The following is a 20,496-nucleotide window of genomic DNA, read 5'->3' on the forward strand; positions in this document are numbered from 1 at the left end:
GACAGCCTCAGGCTCTTCGGCCCAGCGCCTTGTCGACGCCCCTGTTCGCGAGCATGTCCGCGCGCTCGTTGCCGGGGTCGCCCGAATGCCCCTTGACCCAGCGCCACTCGATCACGTGGCCGCCCTCGGCCACGAGCTTGTCGAGCTTCTGCCAGAGTTCGACGTTCTTCACCGGCTGCTTGGTCGAGGTGAGCCAGCCCTTGGCCTTCCAGCCGCGGATCCATTCGGTGATGCCCATGCGCACGTACTGGCTGTCGAGGTAGAGGATGACCTTGCAGGGCCGCTTGAGCGCGGCCAGGCCCTCGATCACCGCGGTGAGTTCCATGCGGTTGTTGGTGGTGTTGAGTTCGCCGCCGAACAGCTCCTTCTCGGTGGGGCCCGACTTGAGCCACGCGCCCCAGCCGCCGGGGCCGGGGTTGCCTTTGCATGCACCATCGGTGTAGATCACAACTTCGTTCAAGACTCTTCTTTCCTTCTCTCTGTTCTTCGGTATTCGACCGGCTGACCGGTGGTGCTGTGCATCTTGCCTGCGATGGGAACCGGTGCGGTGGCGCGCGCCGCGGCGCGGCGCCAGTCGGCGCTCAGCAGGCGCATGCCGCGCACCCGCTTGACCGCCACCAGAAAGTACGCCGCGCCGAAGATGGGCCACCAGCGCTCGCCCGCGGTGTCCATCCAGTGGCAGCGCTCGAGCCATGCTTCGCTGCGCACCGCCGGCCGGTAGATGCCGAAACGGCCCGACTCCACTTCGAAGCTCAGCAGCCGCAACCAGTCGCGCATGCGCCAGTAGCCGATGGACTCGCCGCCCTCGGGCAGAAACAATTCGCCGAAACCTAGCTTGCGGTAGAGGTGCGCGCGGCGTTGGCGCATGCCCCAGAGGCTGGTCGGGTTCAGGCCGCAGATCACCACACGGCCTTCGGGCACCAGCACGCGCTCGACTTCGCGCAGCGTCGCATGCGGGTCCTGGCTCAGCTCGAGTGCATGCGGCAGCACCACGAGGTCGAGGCTGTTGGCCGCGAACGGCAGCGCGGCGAAGTCGGTGATGAGCGCTGCCTTGTGCTCTGCGTGCGGCTCGGCCAGCGCGAGCCAGCGGTGCGGCATGCGGTTGGTGCTCAGGGCATCGACCTCGGCAGCGCCGAGCTGCAGCGCGTGATAGCCGAAGATGTCCGCCACGGCTTCGTCGAACTGAGCCTGTTCCCACGCCAGAAGATAGCGGCCAGGGGGGGTCGCGAACCAATCCTGCAAACCTATAATTTGACCGCTCATGACCCTTGTTCCGCTGCCCGCCTTCGCCGACAACTACATCTGGATGCTGCAGGACGGGCCCCACGCAATCGTGGTGGACCCGGGCGACGCTCAACCGGTGTTCGACGCGTTGGCGCGCGACAAGCTGCAGCTCGCCGCGATTCTAGTCACGCACCATCACGCCGATCACACCGGCGGCGTGGCCGCGCTGCACGCTGCGACCGGCGCACCGGTGTTCGGTCCCGCGCGCGAGCGCATTCCCGACCCCTTTCAGCCGCTGCACGATGGCGACAGCGCCGAAGTGCTCGGGCTGCGTTTCGCGGTCATCGACGTGCCGGGCCACACGGCCGGGCACATTGCCTACTTTCTTCCGGCCGGCGAAGGCCGCACGCCGCTGCTCTTTTGCGGCGACACGCTGTTCTCCGGCGGTTGCGGACGCCTGTTCGAGGGCACGCCCGCACAGATGCTCGCATCGCTCGACAGCCTCGCGGCGCTGCCGGGCGACACCCGCGTCTGCTGCGCCCACGAATACACACTTTCTAACCTGCGTTTCGCGCAGGCGGTGGAACCCGCCAACACCGATCTGACTCAGTACATCGCGCAATGCGAAAGCCTGCGCGCGCAAGGGCAGCCCACGCTGCCAGCGCAACTCGACACCGAACGCCGGATCAACCCATTTCTTCGCAGCCGCGAAGCCACTGTGCTCCAAGCGGTGCGCGAACATGCCGAGCTTTCCGCCGATGCGGCCGAAGCCGAGGTGTTCGCAGCGCTGCGCCAATGGAAAAACGATTTCCGATGAAATTTATCGCTGCCGTCTGCCTAGCAGGCTCCCTGTTGCTCGCGGGGTGCGCGGGCACCACCGGCTCTTCTTCCTCCACGGCCGCCAACCAGAATGCCACTGCCGGAGGTGCCGGCGCCGCAGCGTCGCGCAGCGCGGCACCGGTCTTCCCCGGCGGCCCGCTCACGCCGATCACCAGCAGCGAAGCCCATTCGCAGAGCGTCGTCACGCTGGCGCCGCCTGCGGACATGTGGGATCGCATTCGCCGCGGCTTCAAGATGCCGAACCTCGAGAGCGACATCGTGCGCGACCGCGAACAGTGGTATGCCACCCGGCCCGACTACATCCAGCGCATGGCCGAGCGCTCGAACAAGTACATCTTCCACATCGTCGAAGAGCTCGAGCGGCGCAACATGCCGACCGAGCTCGCACTGCTGCCCTACATCGAAAGCGCCTTCAACCCGCAAGCCGTCTCGAGCGCACGTGCGGCGGGCATGTGGCAGTTCATGCCGGCCACCGGCAACGACTACGACCTGAAGCAGAACCTCTTCCGCGACGACCGGCGCGACGTGGTTGCCTCGACCCGCGCGGCACTCGACTATCTGCAGAAGCTCTACGGCATGTTCGGCGACTGGCAGCTGGCGCTCGCTGCCTACAACTGGGGCGAAGGCAGCGTGAGCCGCGCCATCGCGAAGAACCAGCGCCTCGGCCTGCCGACCACCTACAGCGATCTCTCGATGCCGAACGAGACGCGCTACTACGTGCCCAAGTTGCAGGCGGTGAAGAACATCGTCGCGAATCCGCAGGCCTTCGCCACCGAACTGCCGCTGATTCCCAACCACCCGTATTTCCAGACCGTCACGCTGACGCGCGACCTCGACGTGGAACTCGCGGCCAAGCTGGCCGACGTGCGCATCGAAGACTTCCGTGCGCTCAATCCTGCCGCCCACAAGCCGGTGCTGATCGCCGCGCTCACGCCGCAGATCCTGCTGCCCTGGGACAACGCAGCGGTGTTCCAGCGCAACTTCGACGCCTACACGCAGGGCCAGTATGCGAGCTGGACCGCCTGGGTCGTGCCCGGCACGATGACGGTGGCCGACGCGGCGCAGCGTGCGGGCATGAGCGAGGCCGACCTGCGCGCGCTCAACAACATTCCGCCGCGCATGCTGATTCGGGCCGGCTCGACGCTCATCGTGCCGCGCGGCGCCCGCGTCAAGGAAGACGTGACCGCCGTGGTGGCCCAGACCGGCCAACTGAGCTTCCAGCCCGAGATCATCACCCGCCGCACCACCGTCAAGGCCGGCCGCAGGGACAGTGTCGCGAGCATCGCGCGCCGCTACAGGCTGCAGTCCGCCAGCGTGGCCGACTGGAACGACGTCAAGGTCAACCATGCGTTCAAGCGCGGCGAAAGCGTGGTGGTGTACCTGCCCGTGCGTGCCGCACGCGGCGCCCATGTCGGCTCGGGCGCCAAGCGCGCGGTGGGCGGCCGGGTCGCTAAACGCGGCAACAGCGCGGTAAAGCCCGTGGCAGCACGCGGCAACATGATCAAGTCACGGCCGGCGAGCAAGCGACCGGTCGCACCGCGCAGTGGCGCGTCGGCGAAGAAGAAGCGCTAGGAGCTCGCAGCCCGCGCGTCACGCAGGAGCTCGACGCCCAGTTCGTGCACGCCGTCCCACACGATCTCCACGCCCAGGCACAGCAGGATGAAGGCCGACAGGCGCAGGAAGATCACAGCGCCCGCCTCGCCCAAAGGCCGCAGCAGGCGCTGCGCATAGCGGAAGGCCAGGTACATCAGCACCGCGACCGCCACCAGCGCCAGCACCGCACCACCTGTGCGCGCGAGCGTGAACGACAGCCGCGGCCCGGCCAGCGACACGCCGATCGTGATCGCGGCCGCGATCGAGCCTGGGCCGCAGCTGATCGGGAACGTCAGCGGATAGAAGGCCTGCCGGCTCGCCATCTCGGGCGTGTAGGCCTCGGCCAGCGCGCTCTGGCTGGTACTGGCGGGCTGTGAGGCGGAGAGCATGCGCCAGGCATTGGCCGCCACGATCAGGCCGCCGCCCACGCGCACGATGGGCAGCGAGATGCCGAAGAACTCCAGCACGTAGACCCCGACCAGCATTGCGCCCAGCACCAGCCAGAACGCGTTGCGTGCGATGCGCCGGGCCAGCAGCGCGCGCGTCGGTGCCGAAGCCCCTTCGGTGAGGCCGAGGAAGATGGGCGCCGTCGCCGCGGGATTCAGGATCGGCAGCAGCGTTGCAAAAGCGAACAGGAATCCCTTGCCAAATGCGCCAAACAATTCGAGTGTCACGGTACGGCTCCTTTGGTCAGCGCAGACCGGGCTGATGCTCGACGATATCGCGCATGCGCTGGCGCAGCGCGCGTTCTCGCAGGCGCTCGGCCTCGTAATCTTCGCTCAGGCCGCGCCACAACGAAATCGCCATCAGCACGATCACGCCGGTGAACGGCAGCGCAAACACGATGGTCGCCGTCTGCACCGACTTCAACCCGCCGGCCAGCAGCAGGCTGGCGGCAATGCCGGCGACCAGCAGGCCCCAGGTGATCTTCACGCGGGCGCTCGGGTTCGGGTCGCCGCCACTGGTCATCATGCCCAGCACCAGCACCGCCGAATCGCCCGAGGTGACGAAGAACACCACCACCAGCACCGTCGCCAGGCCCGACATCAGCGTGCCCAGCGGCAGTTGGTCGAACATCGCGAACAGCGCGGTCGAGACGTCGGCCTTGACGGCGTCGGCGATCGGCAGGTGCTGGATGATCTCCATGTTGAGTGCTGCGCCGCCGAACACCGAGAACCACAGGAAGGCCGCTGCGGCAGGCGCGGCCACGGTACCGAGGATGAACTGGCGCACCGTGCGCCCGCGCGACACGCGGGCGATGAACAGGCCCACGAACGGCGCCCATGAAACCCACCACGCCCAGTAGAAGATGGTCCACCCCCCGACCCAGCCGCTGTCGCGGAACGGCGTCATGCGCAGGCTCATGCGCACGAATTCGCTCGCATAGGTGCCCAGCGTGGTCGTGAGCGTGTCGATGATGGCCACCGTCGGCCCGAGTATGAACACGGCCATGGCCAGCAACGCAGCCAGGACGAGATTGAAGGTCGACAGCCACTTGATGCCGCGGCCCACGCCGCTGACGGCCGAAACCAGGAACAGCACCGTGGTGACGGCGATGATTCCGAGCTGCGAGCCCTGCCCCACCGGCAACCCCAACACCGCGTTGAGGCCGCTGTTGATCTGCAGCGCGCCCATGCCGAGAGAGGCCGCCACGCCGAATGCCGTCGCGATCACGGCCAGCACGTTGACGACCGGCCCCAGGTGCTTCATCGGCGCCCAGGGCAGCGCCTCGACGGCCGTGCTGACCAGCGCCGAGCCGCCGCGGCGGAACTGGAAGAACGCGATCGCCAGCGCGACCACGCTGTACACCGCCCAGGGGTGCACGCCCCAATGGAAGAAGCTGTAGCGCATGGCCGCATGCGCGGCCTCGGGCGTGTGCGCCGCGATGCCCGGCGGCGGTGCGCCGTAGTGCGAGACAGGCTCGGCCACGCCCCAGAACACCAGGCCGATGCCCATGCCCGCGGCGAACAGCATCGCGAACCAGGCGCCGACGGAGAACTCGGGCTCTTCGTCTTCGGCACCGAGCTTCAAATCGCCGAAGCGGCTGAATGCCAATACCAGTGCGAGCACGACCAGGCCCAGCACCACCCACAGGTAGAACCAGCCGAAGTTGTGCGTGATGAGGGCCAGTGCGCCGTCGAACACGGCGCCCAGGTGGGCGGGCGCGACGATGCCCCACAGGACGATGGCCAGGATCAATCCGGCCGAGACGATGAGTTGCATGTTTTTTTCCCTTGGTGACCGGCCTCGCCGTCCAGGGACATCCTGGAGCGGCGGCGGGAAGCACGGGCTTCCGGCGCGATATGGCGGTCGAATGGAACGGCAGCGAGGAGGCCCGATGTGGCAGCACGCCTGTCGTGTGCGCGTCCGGGGACGCGGCGACGGGGCCGTCAGCAAGGGCGTCGGACTCGTGGACGGCGATGGCTGCACGCGGTGGCGCAGCCTCGACGTCCGTTGCCGAACCCATGAAGTCTAAAGGGCTACATGAATTCAGCAGCGTGAAGAAGTAGACAGATCCGGTAGTTGACTTGCATTGGCAGCGGTCAATCCGGCCTCTGTTCCCCGCTTACAGCTTCTCTGTCTCGCCGCTGCGCGGCTGCCATTTCATGAGGCGCCTCTCGATCCAGCCAACCAGCCCGTCGAGCAACAGCGCAAAGGCCGTGAGCACCACGATGCCAGCGAACACCGTGTTCACGTCGAAGGTGCCTTCGGCCTGCAGGATCAGGTACCCCACCCCGCGCGCCGAGCCCAGGTACTCGCCGACCACCGCCCCTACGAACGCCAGCCCCACCGAGGTGTGCAGGCTCGAGAACACCCAGCTCGTGGCGCTCGGCAGGTACACGGTGCGCAGCAGTTGCCGCTGGTTGGCGCCGAGCATCTTCGCGTTGGCCAGCACCACCGGGCTCACCTCGCGCACGCCCTGGTAGACGTTGAAGAAGACGATGAAGAACACCAGCGTCACCGCCAACGCCACCTTGCTCCAGATGCCAAGGCCGAACCACAGCGCGAAGATCGGCGCCAGGATCACGCGCGGCATCGAGTTGGCCGCCTTGATGTACGGATCGAGGATGAGGCTCGCAGTGGGCGCCAGCGCGAGCCAGAGTCCGCAGGCCAGCCCGAGCAGCGTGCCGATGCCGAAGGCCAGCACGGTTTCGAGCAGCGTGGTGCCCAGGTGGCGGTAGATGTCGGCGTTGCCCTTCAGGCCGTCGGGGAACAGCGGGTTCGGCGGCACACCGAACGGCAGGAACCAGCTCCAGATGCGCCCCGCCACCTGCACCGGCTCGCCGAGGAAGAAGGCGATCTGCTGGTTGCGCGACGCGAGATGCCATGTCGCGAGAAGCACCACCAGCAGCATCAACTGCCAGAAGCGCGCATTGCGTTCGTTCAGGCCGAAGCGAGACATCATGCGGCCTTTCTCAGTTGCTGCGCATAGCCCTTCAGCACCTCGTCGCGCAGCACCTCCCAGATCCGCGTGTGCAGCTCGACGAAGCGCGGGTGCGTGCGCACCTCGGCCACGTTGCGTGGCCGCGCGAGGTCGATCTCGAATTCGCCGATCGGGTGCGTGGCCGGGCCCGCCGAGAGCACCACGACGCGGTCGCTCATCGCGATCGCCTCGTCGAGATCGTGCGTGATGAACAGCACCGCCCTCTTGCGGAGATTCCAGAGATCGAGCACTTCGTTCTCCATCAGCTGACGCGTCTGAATGTCGAGCGCGCTGAAGGGTTCGTCCATGAGCAGGATGTCCGGGTCGAGCACCAGCGTCTGCGCGAGCGCCACGCGCTTGCGCATGCCGCCCGAGAGCTGGTGCGGATAGCGATCGCCGAAGCCCGAGAGCCCCACGCGCGAAAGCCATGCCTCGGCCTGCTCACGTGCATCGGCATCGGGCACGCCGCGGTACTGCAGCCCCACCATCACGTTGTCGATGGCATTGCGCCACGGCATCAGCGCCTCGGTCTGGAACATGTAGCCCGCGCGCGCGTTGATGCCGGCGAGCGTCTGGCCAAACACCTTCACCGTGCCCGACGAAGGCGCGAGCAGCCCCGCGGCCACGTTGAGCAGCGTCGACTTGCCGCAGCCCGTCGGTCCCACCACCGAGACGAACTCGCCGGCGCGCACGCGCAGCGTGGTGTCGGCCACCGCGGTGTAGCGCTGGCCGGGATCCTCGCGCGAATGGAAGATGCAGTGAATCGAAAGAAGCTCGAGTGCGTGGTCGGACATGTCGGGCAAATTTCTGGTGCCGGGCACCGAAAGAAAAAACCCGGCCGGAGCCGGGTCGCGAAGGCGTTCGAAATCAGGCTTTGAACCTGTCCTTCGCGCGCTTTGCAAAATCGTTGGTGTAGGTCTTCGCCAGGTCGATACGGTCGGCCTTCACAGCGGTGTCGAAGCTCGCGATCGCCGCCAGTGCGGTCTTGGGGCCCTCTTCGGGCACCAGGCCGTCGGTGGCGATCGACTCGCGCACCTTGTCGAACGAGGCGAGATACAGCGCACGGTCGCCGAGCAGGTAGGTCTCGGGCACCGTCTTGATGATGTCGCCGGGCCCCGCCGTCTGCAGCCACTTGAGGCCGTGGACGATCGCGTTGGCCAGCGCCTGGCAGGTGTTGGGATTCTTCCGCACGAAGTCCATCGGCGCATAGAGGCACGCCGCGGGCATCGGGCCGCCGAATACCTGCTGCGTGCCTTTCAGCGTGCGCGTGTCGCTGATGATCTTCACGTCGCCCTTCTGCTCGAGCATGGTCATGACGGGGTCGGTGTTGCTGATCGCGTCGATCTGCCCCGAGCGCAGCGCCGTGAGCGCCCCTGCCGCGACGCCCACGCCGATGTAGCTCACGTCGCTGGCCTTGAGGCCGCCGCGCGACAGCACGAGGTTGGCCACCATGTTGGTCGACGAGCCCGGTGCCGAGACGCCGATCTTCTTGCCCTTGAGATCCGCGATGCCCGTGTAGCCCGCCATGTTCTTGGTCGACACGCCCACGGCGATCTGCGGTGCGCGGCCCTGCAGCACGAAGGCCTGAAAGAACTGGTTCTTCGCCTGCAGGTTGATGGTGTGCTCGTAGGCACCGGAACACACGTCGGCCGAGCCGCCGACCACCGCCTGCAGCGCACGCGCGCCGCCGGCAAAGTCAGAGATCTCGATCTCGAGCCCTTCGGCCTTGAAGTAGCCGAGCTGTTCGGAAATGGTGAGCGGCAGGTAGTAGAACGCCGCCTTGCCACCGACTGCAATGGAGATCTTCGTCTTCTCGAGCTTGGCCTGCGCAAAGACCCGCGGCAGTGCGACCGAGGCGGCAGCGACTGCGGATGCGGTGATGAGGGTTCTGCGATGAAGCATGGCGCGGTCCTGCGGGGCTCTTGGATTCTTGAATTGAATCGAGCTTAGGGGCGCGTGCCTGCGCTCGGCATCGGGGTCATCCCGTGCGGGTTTCCACGTAAGCATGAAGGCCTCTACGAGGCCTCTGCAGAGCGGGCCGAGGCCCTCTTACGGCGCGATAAAAAGAATCGCGATGTTGACCAGGAAGCCCAGCGCCCACACCGCGCTGCGCGCACCGCCGAGGCCCTTGATGTAGAGCGCGATGTAGGCGAGCCTCAGCACCACGTAGGCCGCCGCGAACATGTCGAGCCGTGCCTGCGCGGCACCGAGCTGATGCGCGATGATCACCGCGCCGATGAAGAACGGCAGGCCCTCGAAGCTGTTGGCCTGGGCGCTGTTGGCACGCGCGCGCCAGCCGCTCTGCTTGCTGGCCCAGTCGCGCGGATGCATGTTGTCGTGCGGACCGAAGCTGCCGGCCTTCGCGGTCCATGCGGCGAGGTACGGCAGGCCGCAGGCGATGAAGACACACCAGTAGGCGATGGTGAGAGACGAGAAGGTCATGGGGTTGTCTTCATTGCGCAGCGGCGGCTGCTTGCTATCGACGATCGACCAGCGCGTGCGCGATGGTGCCGAGGTCCACGTATTCGAGTTCGCTGCCGGCGGGCACGCCGCGCGCGAGCCGCGTGACGTTGAGGCCGCGCTGCTTCAGCGTTTCGCCGATCACGTGCGCGGTGGCCTCGCCTTCGGCCGTGAAGTTGGTCGCCAGGATGACCTCGCTGACCGTGCCGTCGAGCGCCCGCTCGAACAGCTTCTGCAGGCCGATGTCCTTCGGCCCGATGCCGTCGAGCGGGCTGAGCTTCCCCATCAGCACGAAGTAGTAGCCGCGAAACGCATTGGTGCGCTCAAGCGCGGCCTGGTCGGCCGGCGTCTCGACCACGCAGAGCTTGGTCGCGTCGCGCCGCGGGTCGAGGCACACATGGCACACCGGCGCTTCGGTAAAAGTGTTGCAGCGCTCGCAGTGGCGCACGCTGCCGGCCGCCTGCTGCAAGGCGCGCGACAGCAGCTGCGCGCCCTCGCGGTCGTGCTGCAGCAGGTGGAACGCCATGCGCGAGGCCGACTTGACCCCCACACCCGGCAGGCGGCGCAATGCATCGACCAGCGCGTCGAGCGAACTGGCGTCGGCCATCCGTGGCTCAGAACGGCAGCTTCATGCCGGGCGGCAGGCCCGGCATGCCGGCCGTCAGCTTGCCCATCTTCTGCTCGCTCGTCTCCTCGGCCTTGCGCACCGCGGCATTGAAGGCGGCGGCCACCAGGTCTTCGAGCATGTCCTTGTCGTCGGCCAGCAGGCTCGGGTCGATGGTGATGCGCTTGACGTCGTGCTTGCAGGTCATCACGACCTTGACCAGGCCCGCGCCCGACTCGCCTTCGACCTCGATGGTGGCCAGTTCTTCCTGGGCCTTCTTGAGGTTGTCCTGCATTGCCTGCGCCTGCTTCATGAGGCCGGCCAGTTGTCCTTTGTTGAACATCGTTGGTCCTGAATGGTTGGGATGAATGAATGAAGAAAGGATAAGTGAGTGAGCGCCCGGTGCGTCGTGCGCCGATGCGGCCGGGTCAGGCCGGCTTGAGCGTTCCGGGCACGATCTTCGCATCGAATTCGCGCATCAGCATCTGCACCTCGGGGTCGTTGCGGATGGCCTCTTCGGCGACCCGCTGCCGCTCGTCGGCGGCCTGCTTGTTGCGGCGTGCGGGGCTGTCGACCACGGCGCCGATCTCGATCGCGAGCTTCACGCCGTGCCCGAGCGCGGCCAGCGCATCGGTGAGCTTCTCGCGCGCCGACGGCTGGTTGAGCAGTTCGCGTTCGACGCGCAGTATCCACTGGTCCACGTCGCGCGCCACGAGCTGCGACTGCAGCGCGAGTTCGCGTGCGAGCGCGCTGATGCTTTCGGCCGCCACCATCTGCGTGACCGTGGCATGCCAGAAGTCGCCGTCCTCGCTCGGCGGGATCGGCGCCGCGGGGCCGCGCTGCGCCTCGGGCCGCGGCACATCGCGCTGGCCCGGCGGCGGCTGCACGCGCATCGGCACTGCGACCACCTTGGCCTCGCCCTCCACCGGCACCGCCCCTGCGGGCACCGGCGGCCGGGGTTCGTGGCGCCGGACCGGCTCGCTGACCACCGTCAGGCGCTGCACCGCCGGGGTGCCAGCGGGCGGCGGCACGGGCGCCGGGGCATCGGCGATCTGGCGCAGCGGCGGTGCAGCCACGGGGGCCGCAGCCGCGCGCGGGGCGTCATTCAGAGTTTTTTTTTCCGCGGAGGCCGAAGGGCCCGGGGTGGCGGCAGCGCCCGCTGACGGCTTGAACGCCAGCAAGCGCAGCAACACCATCGTGAGGGCGGCGTACTCGTCGGGCGCCAGGCCAAGCTCGCCGCGGCCGTGCAGGCAGAGGCTGTAGAGCAGCTGCGTTTCGTCGGCCGGCATCAGGGCCGCAAGGCGCGCGGTGTCGACCGCGTCGGGATCGGTGGCATCGGTGGCCGCTTCGGCGCGCGAGGGCACCGCCTGCAGCACCGCCATGGCCTGCAGCACCGCCGTCATTTCCTCGAGCGTCGAAGCCGCCGACATGCCGTCGACGCGCAACGCCTCCGAGGTGTCGACCACCGTCCGGCCGTCGCCCAGCGCCAGCGCCTCGATCAGCTTGAACACATGGCCTCGGTCCACGCTGCCGAGCATCTGGCGCACGCCGGCTTCGACCAGCTCGCCATTGCCGAAGGCGATCGCCTGGTCGGTCAGCGAGAGCGCATCGCGCATCGATCCGCGCGCGGCGCGCGCCAGCAGGCGCAGCGCCTGCGGTTCGGCCGGCACCTGCTCGGTCTGCAGCACGCTCGTGAGGTGTTCGAGCACCGTCTCGGGCGCCATCGGTCGCAGGTTGAACTGCAGGCAGCGCGACAGCACCGTGACCGGCACCTTCTGCGGATCGGTGGTCGCGAGCACGAACTTGAGGTATTCGGGCGGCTCCTCGAGCGTCTTCAGCATCGCGTTGAACGCGGTGTTGGTGAGCATGTGCACTTCGTCGATCATGAAGACCTTGAAGCGCCCCTGCACCGGCTTGTAGACCGCCTGCTCGAGCAGCGACTGCACCTCGTCCACGCCGCGGTTCGAGGCCGCGTCGAGTTCGGTGTAATCGACGAAGCGACCCGAGTCGATGTCCTTGCAGGCCTGGCACACGCCGCAGGGCGTGGCCGTGATCCCGCCCTGCCCGTCCGGCCCCTGGCAGTTGAGCGACTTGGCCAGGATGCGCGACACCGTGGTCTTGCCCACGCCGCGCGTGCCGGTGAAGAGATAGGCGTGGTGCAGGCGCTGCGTGGTCAGCGCGTTCTCGAGCGCCTGCACCACGTGCCCCTGGCCGACCATCTCACCGAAGGTTTTGGGACGGAACTTGCGAGCGAGCACGAGATAGGACATTGGGGGCATTCTAAAAGCCGCGGACCGGCGACTTCACGCTTGTTACCGCACGGTGCCACCGAAATCGCATTCACGCCCTCGCGGCGGGGGCAAGTTCACGCGGTTAGAATCGACCCTGACGGGCCTCCCTGCATGGTGAAGTGGCCAACCGGGTCAGGTGGGGAACCAAGCAGCCCTAACTGCGTAGTCAGTGCCAGGGGTAAGGCTCGTCAACTAATTTCCAAAGAGCCCCGAACTCTCGGGTCTTCTGCGCCGCCGAGGGCTGCTCTGGCTTTCCTTGCAACCCGTCCGATCTCGGGTTGCCCGTGAAAAAATTCGCTCTCCAGCCAGTTTCCTCGGCACGGTTCGCGCACATCTTTCCCGCTCCGCAATAGGCTGCTCGATGATTCAATGTTGAATCTGACAGGAGCGCCGAGGCTCGTGCCGACGTGCTCCGCAACCCTGGAGCAATTCGAAATGGCAACTGGTTGGTTTGAACTGAACAAGAGCGACAACGGTCGGTATTTCTTCGCGCTCAAGGCGGGCAATAGCGAGAGCATCCTGCGCAGCGAACAGTATGAATCCAGGAGTTCTGCCGAAGGCGGCATCGCCTCGGTGCAGGCCAACTGCGAGATAGACGAGCGCTACGACCGGAAATCCGCAGGCAACGGCACGCCCTACTTCAACCTGAAGGCGGCAAATCACCAAGTGATCGGCACGAGCCAGATGTACGCTTCGGAGGCCGCGCGCGAGACCGGCATCGCGTCGGTCAAGACCAACGGCACCACGACGACCGTCAAAGACAACACCTGAAGAGCGGAGCGGCGCCGGTTCCCTTCAGGCAATGCCGTCCGCGTCGAGGCTCAGCATCTCCATCGCGCCGCGCGCCGCGGCCGCCCCGCTCGCCATCGACGCGGTCAGCAAATAGCCGCCGGTCGGCGCCTCCCAGTCGAGCATTTCCCCTGCCGCGAACACACCGGGCAATGCCGTTGCCATCAGCGCCGGATCAAGCGCATCGAAGCGCACCCCGCCCGCCGTGCTGATCGCCTCGTCGACCGGCCGCGTCGCGACCAGCTTCAGCGGCACCGCCTTGATGGTGGCTGCGAGCTGCACCGGGTCCTGCATCGCTTCCTTGCTCAGCACTTCATGCAACACGCCCGACTTGATGCCTTCGATGCCGAGGCGGCTCTTGAGGTGGCTGCTCAGCGAACGCGCGCCCCGCGGATGCTTCACCGCAGCGAGCACCTGCTCGGCGCTGCGGTCGGGCAGCAAGTCGAGCAGCAACGTCGCACTGCCGTTCGCGGCGATCTCGTCGCGCAGAAGCGCCGACGCCGCATAGACCAGGCTGCCTTCGATGCCCGTGGCCGTGGCGACGAACTCGCCCCTGCGGGCGAAGTGGCGCCCCTGACTGTCGGAGAAAGCGATCGCGACCGACTTGAAGGGCTGCCCCGCGAAGCGGCTCGAAAAATGTTCGCTCCAGCCTGCGCCGTCGAAGCCGCAGTTGGCGGGCAGCAGCGGCGCCACCGCCACGCCCTGTGCCTGCAGCCGCGGTGCCCACGCGCCGTCGGAACCCAGGCGGGCCCAGCTCGCGCCGCCCAGCGCCAGCACCACGGCATCCGCCTTGGCCATGATCTCGCCAGCGGGCGTGGCAAAGCGCAACGCGTTCGCATCGAAGGCCCCCTCGCCCCCCCAGCGATGCCGCATGTGGAACTGCACCCCCGCCGCGCGCAAGCGGTGCAGCCACGCGCGCAGCAGCGGCGCCGCCTTCATGTCGCTCGGGAACACCCGGCCCGAGGTACCGACGAAGGTGTCGATGCCAAGCCCGGCCGCCCATTCGCGCACCTGCTGCGGACCGAAGGCCGCGAGCATCGGTTCGAGATGCGCGCGCCGTTCGCCGAAGCGCGTCACGAACACCTCGAAGGGCTCCGAGTGCGTGAGGTTCAGCCCGCCGCGGCCGGCCAGCAGGAACTTGCGGCCCACCGAGGGCATGGCGTCGTACAGGTGCACCTGTGCGCCGGAAGCGCTCAGGACTTCGGCCGCCATGAGGCCGGCGGGTCCGCCGCCAATGACGGCGACGGTGGGAGAAACAGTCATTCGAGATTCACCAGTTCGCCCTGCCCGGTGAGGAACGCGACGCGCACCGTGGCACCAGGATAGGCATGTTGCACTGCCGCGCGGTAGCGCTGCATCTGTGCGATCAGCAGCGCATCCCGCTCGGGACGCGCGGCCGACTTGTAGTCGAGGATCCACCAGGCGCCGCTGTCGCGCTCGCGCACCAGTCGGTCGATGCGCAGGGTTTCGCCTTCGTGCACGAGCGTGACCTCGTTGCCGTGCCAGTCGATCCTCCGATCGTCCCACACCCAGGCGCCGGCTCCCGCGCGGATGCGTTCGGCCAGCACGGCCGCGCCGCGTGCCTGTTGCGGCTCGAGCATGAATTCGCGCGCCACGGCACGCACATGCGCAGCCGGCAGCGCCTCGCCCTGCACGGCCCATTCGAGCAGGCGGTGCATGGCCTGACCGAATGCCGCGGCGCGCGCATCGGCCGTGGCGGCCGCTGCCTTCCTGGCGGCTGCCGGCGCGGAAAGCCCGGCTGGCAGCAGCGGCAGTTGCTTCAGCACGAAGCTGCCCGTCGGCGTCTCGAGCGGCAGCGCGGCGACCGGCTCGTCGGCCTCGACGTGCGTGCAGGCCGGCGCGAGCCGCGTCCACCAGCTGCCCTCGTTGGCGCGCGCCGGGCGCACCGACGACAGCACCAGCCGCTCCCGCGCGCGCGTGGTGGCCACGTAGAGGCCGTTGAGCTCCTCGCGGTGGCGCGCCTGCTGTTCCTCGTCGAGCAGCGTGGCGGCGCAGCCCGGCGGCGTCTTTTCGCTCGCGAGGAACACGAAGCGCGTCGGCGCACTGTCGCTGCCCTTCCATTCGACGAGCACGCCCATGGTCTGTGCGCGCGACGGCGGCGCGTCGCAGTCGAGCATGAGCACGGTGTCGGCTTCGAGTCCCTTGGCGCCATGCACCGTGAGCAGCTGCACGGCATCGGGCGCGGCCACCGCGGGCGCCCTGACGCCGCCTGCGCGCAGCGCACGCACCAGCGCATACGGCGTGGTGAAGCGTGCGCCATCGATCTCGAGCGAAGCCGCGAGCAGGCCGCGCAGGTTGGCGAGCGCGCCCTGCCGCATGGCCGGCGGCATGGCGGCGCCGAAGCGCGCCAGCACGTCGCCGTCGTGGAAGATCGCATCGAGCGCATCGTGCGGCGGCAGGTTCACGAGCCAGCGCTGCCAGCGCTTGAGCCGGATGCCGGCCTCGACCAGCGCCGGCGGCAGGTTCTCGCCCTTCTGCAGCAACCCGAACCAGCTCACCGACGGCAACTCGCGCTGCCGCAGCGCCAGCTGCACGAGCGCGTCGTCACCGATGCCGAAAAGCGGCGACTTGAGCGCGCGCGCCAGCGAGAGGTCGTGCGCGGGCGAGACCAGCGCGTCGATCAGCGCCACCACGTCCTGCACCTCGGGCGCGTCGTGCAGTTCGTTCTTCTCGGGCTGCTGCACGGGGATGTGAAGGCTGCGCAGCGCGTCCTGCATGGCCGCGAGCCGGCTGCGCCGGCGCGCGAGCACCATGATCTGCCGCGGCGCGGTGCCGTCGGCAATGCACTGCGCGATCCAGCGCGCGGCCTGCTCGCATTCCTTCTGCAGCAATTGCTCCTCGGGCAGCACGCGCGGCGTGACGAGGCTGTCGCGCCAATGCAGCATGCCTTCGTCGGGCGGTGGCCCGGCTTCGGCCATGGCTGATTCGAGCGCATCGCGTTCGATGGGCGGTAGCTTGAGCAGCTCGCCTTCGTCCTGCCGTTCGGTGGTGTGCGCGCGGTAGCCATCGAACTCGCCTGCATCCTGCGCGACGAGCATGGCCTGATTGACCAACCCGACGATCTTGCGCGCGTTGCGGTGCGTGTGGTCGCAGTTGAGCAGCTCGCCGCCCAGGCCCTCGCGCACGAACTTCTTCGCGGCGATGAACACCTGTGGCTCGGCACGGCGGAAGCGGTAGATGCTCTGCTTCGGGTCGCCGACGATGAAGACGCGCGGCGCGCTGCCGCCGGCGCCGGTGTAGGCGCTGAGCCAGCCGTAGAGCGCCTGCCACTGCAGCGGGTTGGTGTCCTGGAATTCGTCGATGAGCAGGTGCGCCACGTGCGCATCGAGCCGCTCCTGCACCCAGCCCGAGAGCGCCGACTGGCCCAGCAGCAGTTGCGCGGCCTGCTCGACGTCGTTCATGTCGACCCAGCCGTGGGCGCGCTTGACGTCGGCGAAGGCCGCCACCAGCAGCCGCGTGAGCCGCGTCATGCGCTGCTGGTAGAGCCAGGCCGCATGCTGCGCCTGCGCGGCGCAGAGCGTCTGCAGTTCGGCTTCGGCCTCCTGCGCGGCGGGGAATTTCTGCAGGTTCTTGTTGAGGCGGTCTTCGGTCGCGACGAAGAAGTTCTTGCGCAGGTGCGACAGCGCGGCCGCGAGCGAATCGCGCGCCGGCTCGCCGGTGCCGAACACGTCGATGATCGCCTCGGCCGCCTTCTGCGGCGTCTTGTTGGCCTCGCGGCCGAGCGCGGCGGCGCGGTCGAGCCAGCGCCGCCGGGCCGACTCGCCGCGCAGCGCGTCGGTCGGCTCGTCGAGTCCCGCGAGCGATGAAAATCGCACGCCGAAAGGCTCCACCGCCGCGGCGGGGTCGGCCAGCGAGAACTCGACGCGTCGCGTGAGGGCCTCGCCGAGCGCCTTGGCGGTCTGCGAGCGGCCATAGGTCGCGACCACGGCGTAATAGTCGGCCAATGCCTGCCGGTCGGCCGTCACGGCTTCGAAGAACGGACGCCAGGTGCGTGCACGCGCCTCGGCATCGTCCTCGAGCAGTTCGTAGTTCGCGGGCAGCCCGAGTTCGCGCAGCACCGCGAGCGGCGCGTTGCGCAGCAGGCCCGCAAACCAGGCATGGAAGGTTCGGAACTGCACCGGCCGGCCGCCTTCGAGCAGGCGCCGGTAGAGGCCCTGCAGGCGCGGCACGGCGGCCAGCGCGGCATCGGGCGCTACACCGCGGACCACGAGTTCGCGCATCAGCTCCTCGGGGTTGCGCTCGGCGAACTGTTCGAGCCACTGGTCGAGCCGCTCGCGCATTTCCCCGGCCGCCTTCTTGGTGAAGGTGATCGCGAGGATCTCGTGCGGCTCGCAGGCCGACTCGCCCTCTTCGAGCAGCGCGCGCAGGATGCGCGAGACCAGCATCCAGGTCTTGCCCGCACCGGCGCAGGCCTCGACCGCGACGGAGCGCCGCGGATCACAGGCGACGGTGTAGAACGCCTCGCGCGTGACGTGGCGGCCGTTGTGTTCGTAGGCGGCATCGTTCATACACGGCCTCCTGCAACGATGGGTGCCGCATCGGCCCAGAAATCCTTGCGGCACAGGCCGCGCGCCGCGCAGTACTCGCACACGGCGCCCTCCCCCAGCGGCGGCAGCGGCGCGCCCCCGGCGATGCGCGTGAAGTCGTCGAGGATGCCGGCCACGAGCACGTCGCGCGCCGGCCCGACGAGCGGCTGCTCGACCGTCTGCGTGCCCGACGATTTCTCGCCGACATTGACGTAGGCCGCGCGCAGCGTGTCGTCGGCCAGCAGTGCCGCATAGAACGCGAGCTGCGTGTCCTCGGCGGGGTCCTTCACGCGTTCCTTGGTGACCGCGGCCGACTCGGTCTTGTAGTCGATCACGAAGGCCTGGCCGTCGGGCATCCGATCGATGCGGTCGAGCCGGCCGACGAGTTGCAGGTTGCCGAGCGGCAGTTCCTTCCAGGGCTCGGATTCGTCGAACACCGCGCCGCTCGCCTCGTGGCCTGCCAGCCATTGCAGATAGCCGTCGCGCACCGCCGGCCAGGCCGCGGCGAACGGCAGGAACTCGGCATCCGAGAGCGCGAACTCGCGCGTGGCGCGCTCCGACGCAGCGGTGATCAGCGCCAAGCGTTCCGGCAGCTCGCTGGTGGGCGCGGCCTTGAGCGCGTCATGGAAATGGCCCAGCACCGCATGCAGCCAGTTGCCGAAGTCGCGCTTGTCGATCTCGGCGTCGAGCTCGTCGGCACTGCGCAGTCCCAGCTGGCGCAAGGCGAAGAAGCGGTACGGACAGCGGCGCAGGTCTTCGTAGACGCTGGTCGAGATGTTCTTGAGCGGCAACAGTGCGCCCGAGGGTGTCGGGTACGGGGTCGGGTCGAGCGCGACGTCGCGCGGCAGGCGCGGATCGTCGCCAGGCTGCAGCGCGTGGTCGAGCTGCAGGGCCTGCACCAGCGGACTCGGCCGGACCGGTTCGCCGCTGGCGTCCGACTGGCGCCAGAGCACTTCGCACCAGGGATTGCACAGCGCCGCGGCCCAGGCCGAGCGCTGCGCAGCCTCGAGCGTCTCGCGCGCGGCGAGCCCCAGTTCGGCGCGTTGGGCGGCGCTCCAGTTGCCGGGAGGTTCGGGCGATGCGGGCAGGCGCCGGTCGTCGCAGCCCGGGATCACCACGGCGGCGAAGGTGCGGCCCAGCAGCTGGTGCAGCGGCAGCACCACGACCTGCGGCAGCTCGCTGCCCGCAGGCGGCACGAAGCTCGCGTCTTCCAGCACGTCGCGGACCCAGGCCGTGAATTCAGCAAGCGTGTGGCGTCCGCCCGGAAAGTCGCCCTCCTCGCCGTGCGCCTCGGCATCGAGCCAGAGCGCGGCGATCACCTTGGCGCCGGCCATGTCGGCCGCGAGCGGCGCCCACTGGCCACCAACATCGAGCAGTTCGCGCAGCGCGCGCAGCCAGTCGGCCAGCGGCCGCGCCCGGGCCATGGCCATGCGGCGGCTTTCGATGCCTTCGGTGAACGCGAGCAAGGCCACGTCCTGCGGCTTCTCGCTGCGCGCCACCTGCGCGCACCAGGCCGACCATTCGCGCACGCCTTCGCGCCGCAGCCGCGTCTCGAGTGCCTGCACGGCCATCGCATCGCCATCGGCGCCGCTCTTGAGCCATTCGAGCACGGCGTCGCTGCCGGCGTCGTGCGCGCAGGCGCGCAGCGCGCTCATCAGGGCAGCGGCGGCGCGCGTGGTCGACAGCTTCCATCCGGTTTCGTCGTGCGCCACCACGCCCCGGGCCTGCAACTGCGCGCCGATGCGGCGCGTGAGCGCGCGGTCGGTCGCGATCAGCGCGACGGGCGCGCGGCCCTCGGCCAGATGCCGCAGCACGCAAGCGGCCGCGAGTTGAGCCTCGTCTTCGGCATCGACAGCCACATGCGCGCCCACCGCCGTGGCCGCAGACGCTGCGGGCACCAGCGACAGATGGACCGCGCAGTCGCCCCAGAGCGCGCACAGCGTCTGCGTCAGCGGATCGGTTTGGAAGCCCTCGAGCGCGATCAGCGCATCGACCCGCGTGCGCACGCCGTCGCGCAGCAGCACGTCGGTGGCGTAGCCCGAACTGGCCGCCCAGGCCACGGCCACGCGGACCAGCGCGCTCTCGAGGCGGAACCACTCCGACTCGCTGCCCGCTTCGGCCACGCGCGCCGCGCGCTGCGCCCATTCGCCGCCGCGCGCCTCGGGCGATGCCGCGGCCGCGAGCGGTGCGAGCTGGTAGGCCAGCTCGACCACGCGCCCCGCCAGCGCGAAACGCTCGGCGGCAAAGCCGGCCTGTGACAGCAGCGCCTGGGCGGTGACGAGATCGCGCGCCATGTCGAAGGCGATGTCGTAGCCGGTGGGCAGGAAGCCCTCGAGGCTGCGCGCCCAGTTGCGCGTGGTCTCGAAGCGGGGCGCGAAGCCGGCATGGCCGCAGCGCGACCACATCGCGTGCGCCACGCCCATGAGCTGCGCATAAGGCACCAGCACCACCGTGCGCGCCGCATGCAGCCCGCGCTCGGCGACGACGCGCGCAACGCGCGCGATCACGCCGTCGGCGGGGTCGCACCACAGGGCCTGGACGGGGTGTCCTTCGTTCATGTTCTCTCGGGGGGTTTGAAGCGTGGGGAAAGCGTGGGAAGAGCGTCGCACCAAGGGCTTTTGCTATCGGCGCGATAGCGTTCCGCCAGCCACGCCGCCCCTTGGTTTCTGTCACAATGACCAGCACTTTAGCTGCACCGAAACCTCTCCGCGCACAAGGACACAT

The 20,496-nt window shown here is 68.6% G+C and carries 17 protein-coding genes and 1 other RNA gene; 4 read left to right on the forward strand and 14 right to left on the reverse strand.

Annotated elements, in window-relative coordinates; translation table 11 throughout:
• Nucleotides 1–7: 7 nt before the first annotated feature.
• Both rnhA and AC3A6G_RS11795 read right to left on the reverse strand, forming a co-directional pair.
• Nucleotides 8–460, reverse strand: coding sequence for a ribonuclease HI (gene rnhA / locus AC3A6G_RS11790; protein WP_487858893.1), 453 nt, complete (start codon nucleotides 458–460; stop codon nucleotides 8–10).
• Nucleotides 457–1,263, reverse strand: coding sequence for a class I SAM-dependent methyltransferase (locus tag AC3A6G_RS11795; protein ID WP_487858892.1), 807 nt, complete (start codon nucleotides 1,261–1,263; stop codon nucleotides 457–459). Before AC3A6G_RS11795 ends, rnhA begins: the two co-directional genes overlap by 4 nt.
• Between AC3A6G_RS11795 and gloB the strand changes: the two genes are divergently transcribed.
• The gene (gloB, locus tag AC3A6G_RS11800; protein WP_487873681.1) at nucleotides 1,262–2,041 is read left to right on the forward strand and encodes a hydroxyacylglutathione hydrolase; all 780 of its coding nucleotides are present in this window, start codon (nucleotides 1,262–1,264) and stop codon (nucleotides 2,039–2,041) included. The two genes, AC3A6G_RS11795 and gloB, sit on opposite strands and share 2 nt — an antisense overlap.
• Nucleotides 2,038–3,636: a transglycosylase SLT domain-containing protein gene (locus AC3A6G_RS11805; RefSeq protein ID WP_487858890.1), complete on the forward strand. Its 1,599-nt coding sequence runs from the start codon at nucleotides 2,038–2,040 to the stop codon at nucleotides 3,634–3,636. The genes gloB and AC3A6G_RS11805 overlap by 4 nt, the downstream gene beginning before the upstream one ends.
• Here AC3A6G_RS11805 and AC3A6G_RS11810 read toward each other — a convergent pair.
• The 9 genes from AC3A6G_RS11810 to dnaX all read right to left on the reverse strand — a co-directional run bounded on the left by AC3A6G_RS11810 (nucleotide 3,633) and on the right by dnaX (nucleotide 12,415).
• The gene (locus tag AC3A6G_RS11810) at nucleotides 3,633–4,331 is read right to left on the reverse strand and encodes a MarC family protein (RefSeq protein ID WP_487858889.1); all 699 of its coding nucleotides are present in this window, start codon (nucleotides 4,329–4,331) and stop codon (nucleotides 3,633–3,635) included. The two genes, AC3A6G_RS11805 and AC3A6G_RS11810, sit on opposite strands and share 4 nt — an antisense overlap.
• 16 nt (nucleotides 4,332–4,347) lie before the next feature.
• A complete protein-coding gene (locus AC3A6G_RS11815) occupies nucleotides 4,348–5,880 on the reverse strand; it encodes a BCCT family transporter (RefSeq protein ID WP_487858888.1) in 1,533 nt (510 codons plus the stop codon).
• A gap of 343 nt (nucleotides 5,881–6,223) precedes the next feature.
• On the reverse strand, nucleotides 6,224–7,063 hold the full coding sequence (locus AC3A6G_RS11820; protein ID WP_487873682.1) for an ABC transporter permease: 840 nt from the start codon (nucleotides 7,061–7,063) through the stop codon (nucleotides 6,224–6,226).
• Nucleotides 7,060–7,875, reverse strand: a complete 816-nt coding sequence (locus AC3A6G_RS11825) for an ABC transporter ATP-binding protein (protein WP_487873683.1) — start codon at nucleotides 7,873–7,875, stop codon at nucleotides 7,060–7,062. Before AC3A6G_RS11825 ends, AC3A6G_RS11820 begins: the two co-directional genes overlap by 4 nt.
• Before the next feature lie 73 nt (nucleotides 7,876–7,948).
• Complete coding sequence (locus AC3A6G_RS11830; protein WP_487858885.1) at nucleotides 7,949–8,983, reverse strand: ABC transporter substrate-binding protein; 1,035 nt, start codon at nucleotides 8,981–8,983, stop codon at nucleotides 7,949–7,951.
• Nucleotides 8,984–9,130: 147 nt separating this feature from the next.
• Nucleotides 9,131–9,523: an MAPEG family protein gene (locus AC3A6G_RS11835; protein WP_487858884.1), complete on the reverse strand. Its 393-nt coding sequence runs from the start codon at nucleotides 9,521–9,523 to the stop codon at nucleotides 9,131–9,133.
• A gap of 34 nt (nucleotides 9,524–9,557) precedes the next feature.
• Nucleotides 9,558–10,148, reverse strand: coding sequence for a recombination mediator RecR (gene recR / locus AC3A6G_RS11840; protein ID WP_487858883.1), 591 nt, complete (start codon nucleotides 10,146–10,148; stop codon nucleotides 9,558–9,560).
• Nucleotides 10,149–10,155: 7 nt separating this feature from the next.
• Nucleotides 10,156–10,488, reverse strand: a complete 333-nt coding sequence (locus AC3A6G_RS11845) for a YbaB/EbfC family nucleoid-associated protein (protein WP_012747441.1) — start codon at nucleotides 10,486–10,488, stop codon at nucleotides 10,156–10,158.
• Between the two features lie 85 nt (nucleotides 10,489–10,573).
• Nucleotides 10,574–12,415 (reverse strand): DNA polymerase III subunit gamma/tau, encoded by a 1,842-nt coding sequence (dnaX, locus tag AC3A6G_RS11850; protein ID WP_487858882.1) that lies wholly within the window; start codon nucleotides 12,413–12,415, stop codon nucleotides 10,574–10,576.
• Nucleotides 12,416–12,532: 117 nt separating this feature from the next.
• Between dnaX and ffs the strand changes: the two genes are divergently transcribed.
• Together ffs and AC3A6G_RS11860 are read left to right on the forward strand one after the other, a co-directional pair.
• Nucleotides 12,533–12,629: signal recognition particle sRNA small type (ffs, locus tag AC3A6G_RS11855), an RNA gene on the forward strand.
• A gap of 242 nt (nucleotides 12,630–12,871) precedes the next feature.
• The gene (locus AC3A6G_RS11860; protein ID WP_487873769.1) at nucleotides 12,872–13,207 is read left to right on the forward strand and encodes a YegP family protein; all 336 of its coding nucleotides are present in this window, start codon (nucleotides 12,872–12,874) and stop codon (nucleotides 13,205–13,207) included.
• Between the two features lie 24 nt (nucleotides 13,208–13,231).
• Here the strand turns inward: AC3A6G_RS11860 and AC3A6G_RS11865 are convergent, their stop codons facing one another.
• The 3 genes from AC3A6G_RS11865 to AC3A6G_RS11875 are packed head-to-tail and all read right to left on the reverse strand — an operon-like array spanning nucleotide 13,232 to nucleotide 20,330.
• Nucleotides 13,232–14,488, reverse strand: a complete 1,257-nt coding sequence (locus AC3A6G_RS11865) for a TIGR03862 family flavoprotein (protein ID WP_487873684.1) — start codon at nucleotides 14,486–14,488, stop codon at nucleotides 13,232–13,234.
• The gene (locus AC3A6G_RS11870) at nucleotides 14,485–17,754 is read right to left on the reverse strand and encodes a UvrD-helicase domain-containing protein (protein WP_487873685.1); all 3,270 of its coding nucleotides are present in this window, start codon (nucleotides 17,752–17,754) and stop codon (nucleotides 14,485–14,487) included. Before AC3A6G_RS11870 ends, AC3A6G_RS11865 begins: the two co-directional genes overlap by 4 nt.
• Nucleotides 17,751–20,330, reverse strand: a complete 2,580-nt coding sequence (locus AC3A6G_RS11875) for a PD-(D/E)XK nuclease family protein (RefSeq protein ID WP_487873686.1) — start codon at nucleotides 20,328–20,330, stop codon at nucleotides 17,751–17,753. Before AC3A6G_RS11875 ends, AC3A6G_RS11870 begins: the two co-directional genes overlap by 4 nt.
• Nucleotides 20,331–20,496 lie beyond the last annotated feature (166 nt).

This window comes from Variovorax sp. Soil_C_26 (assembly GCF_057657075.1).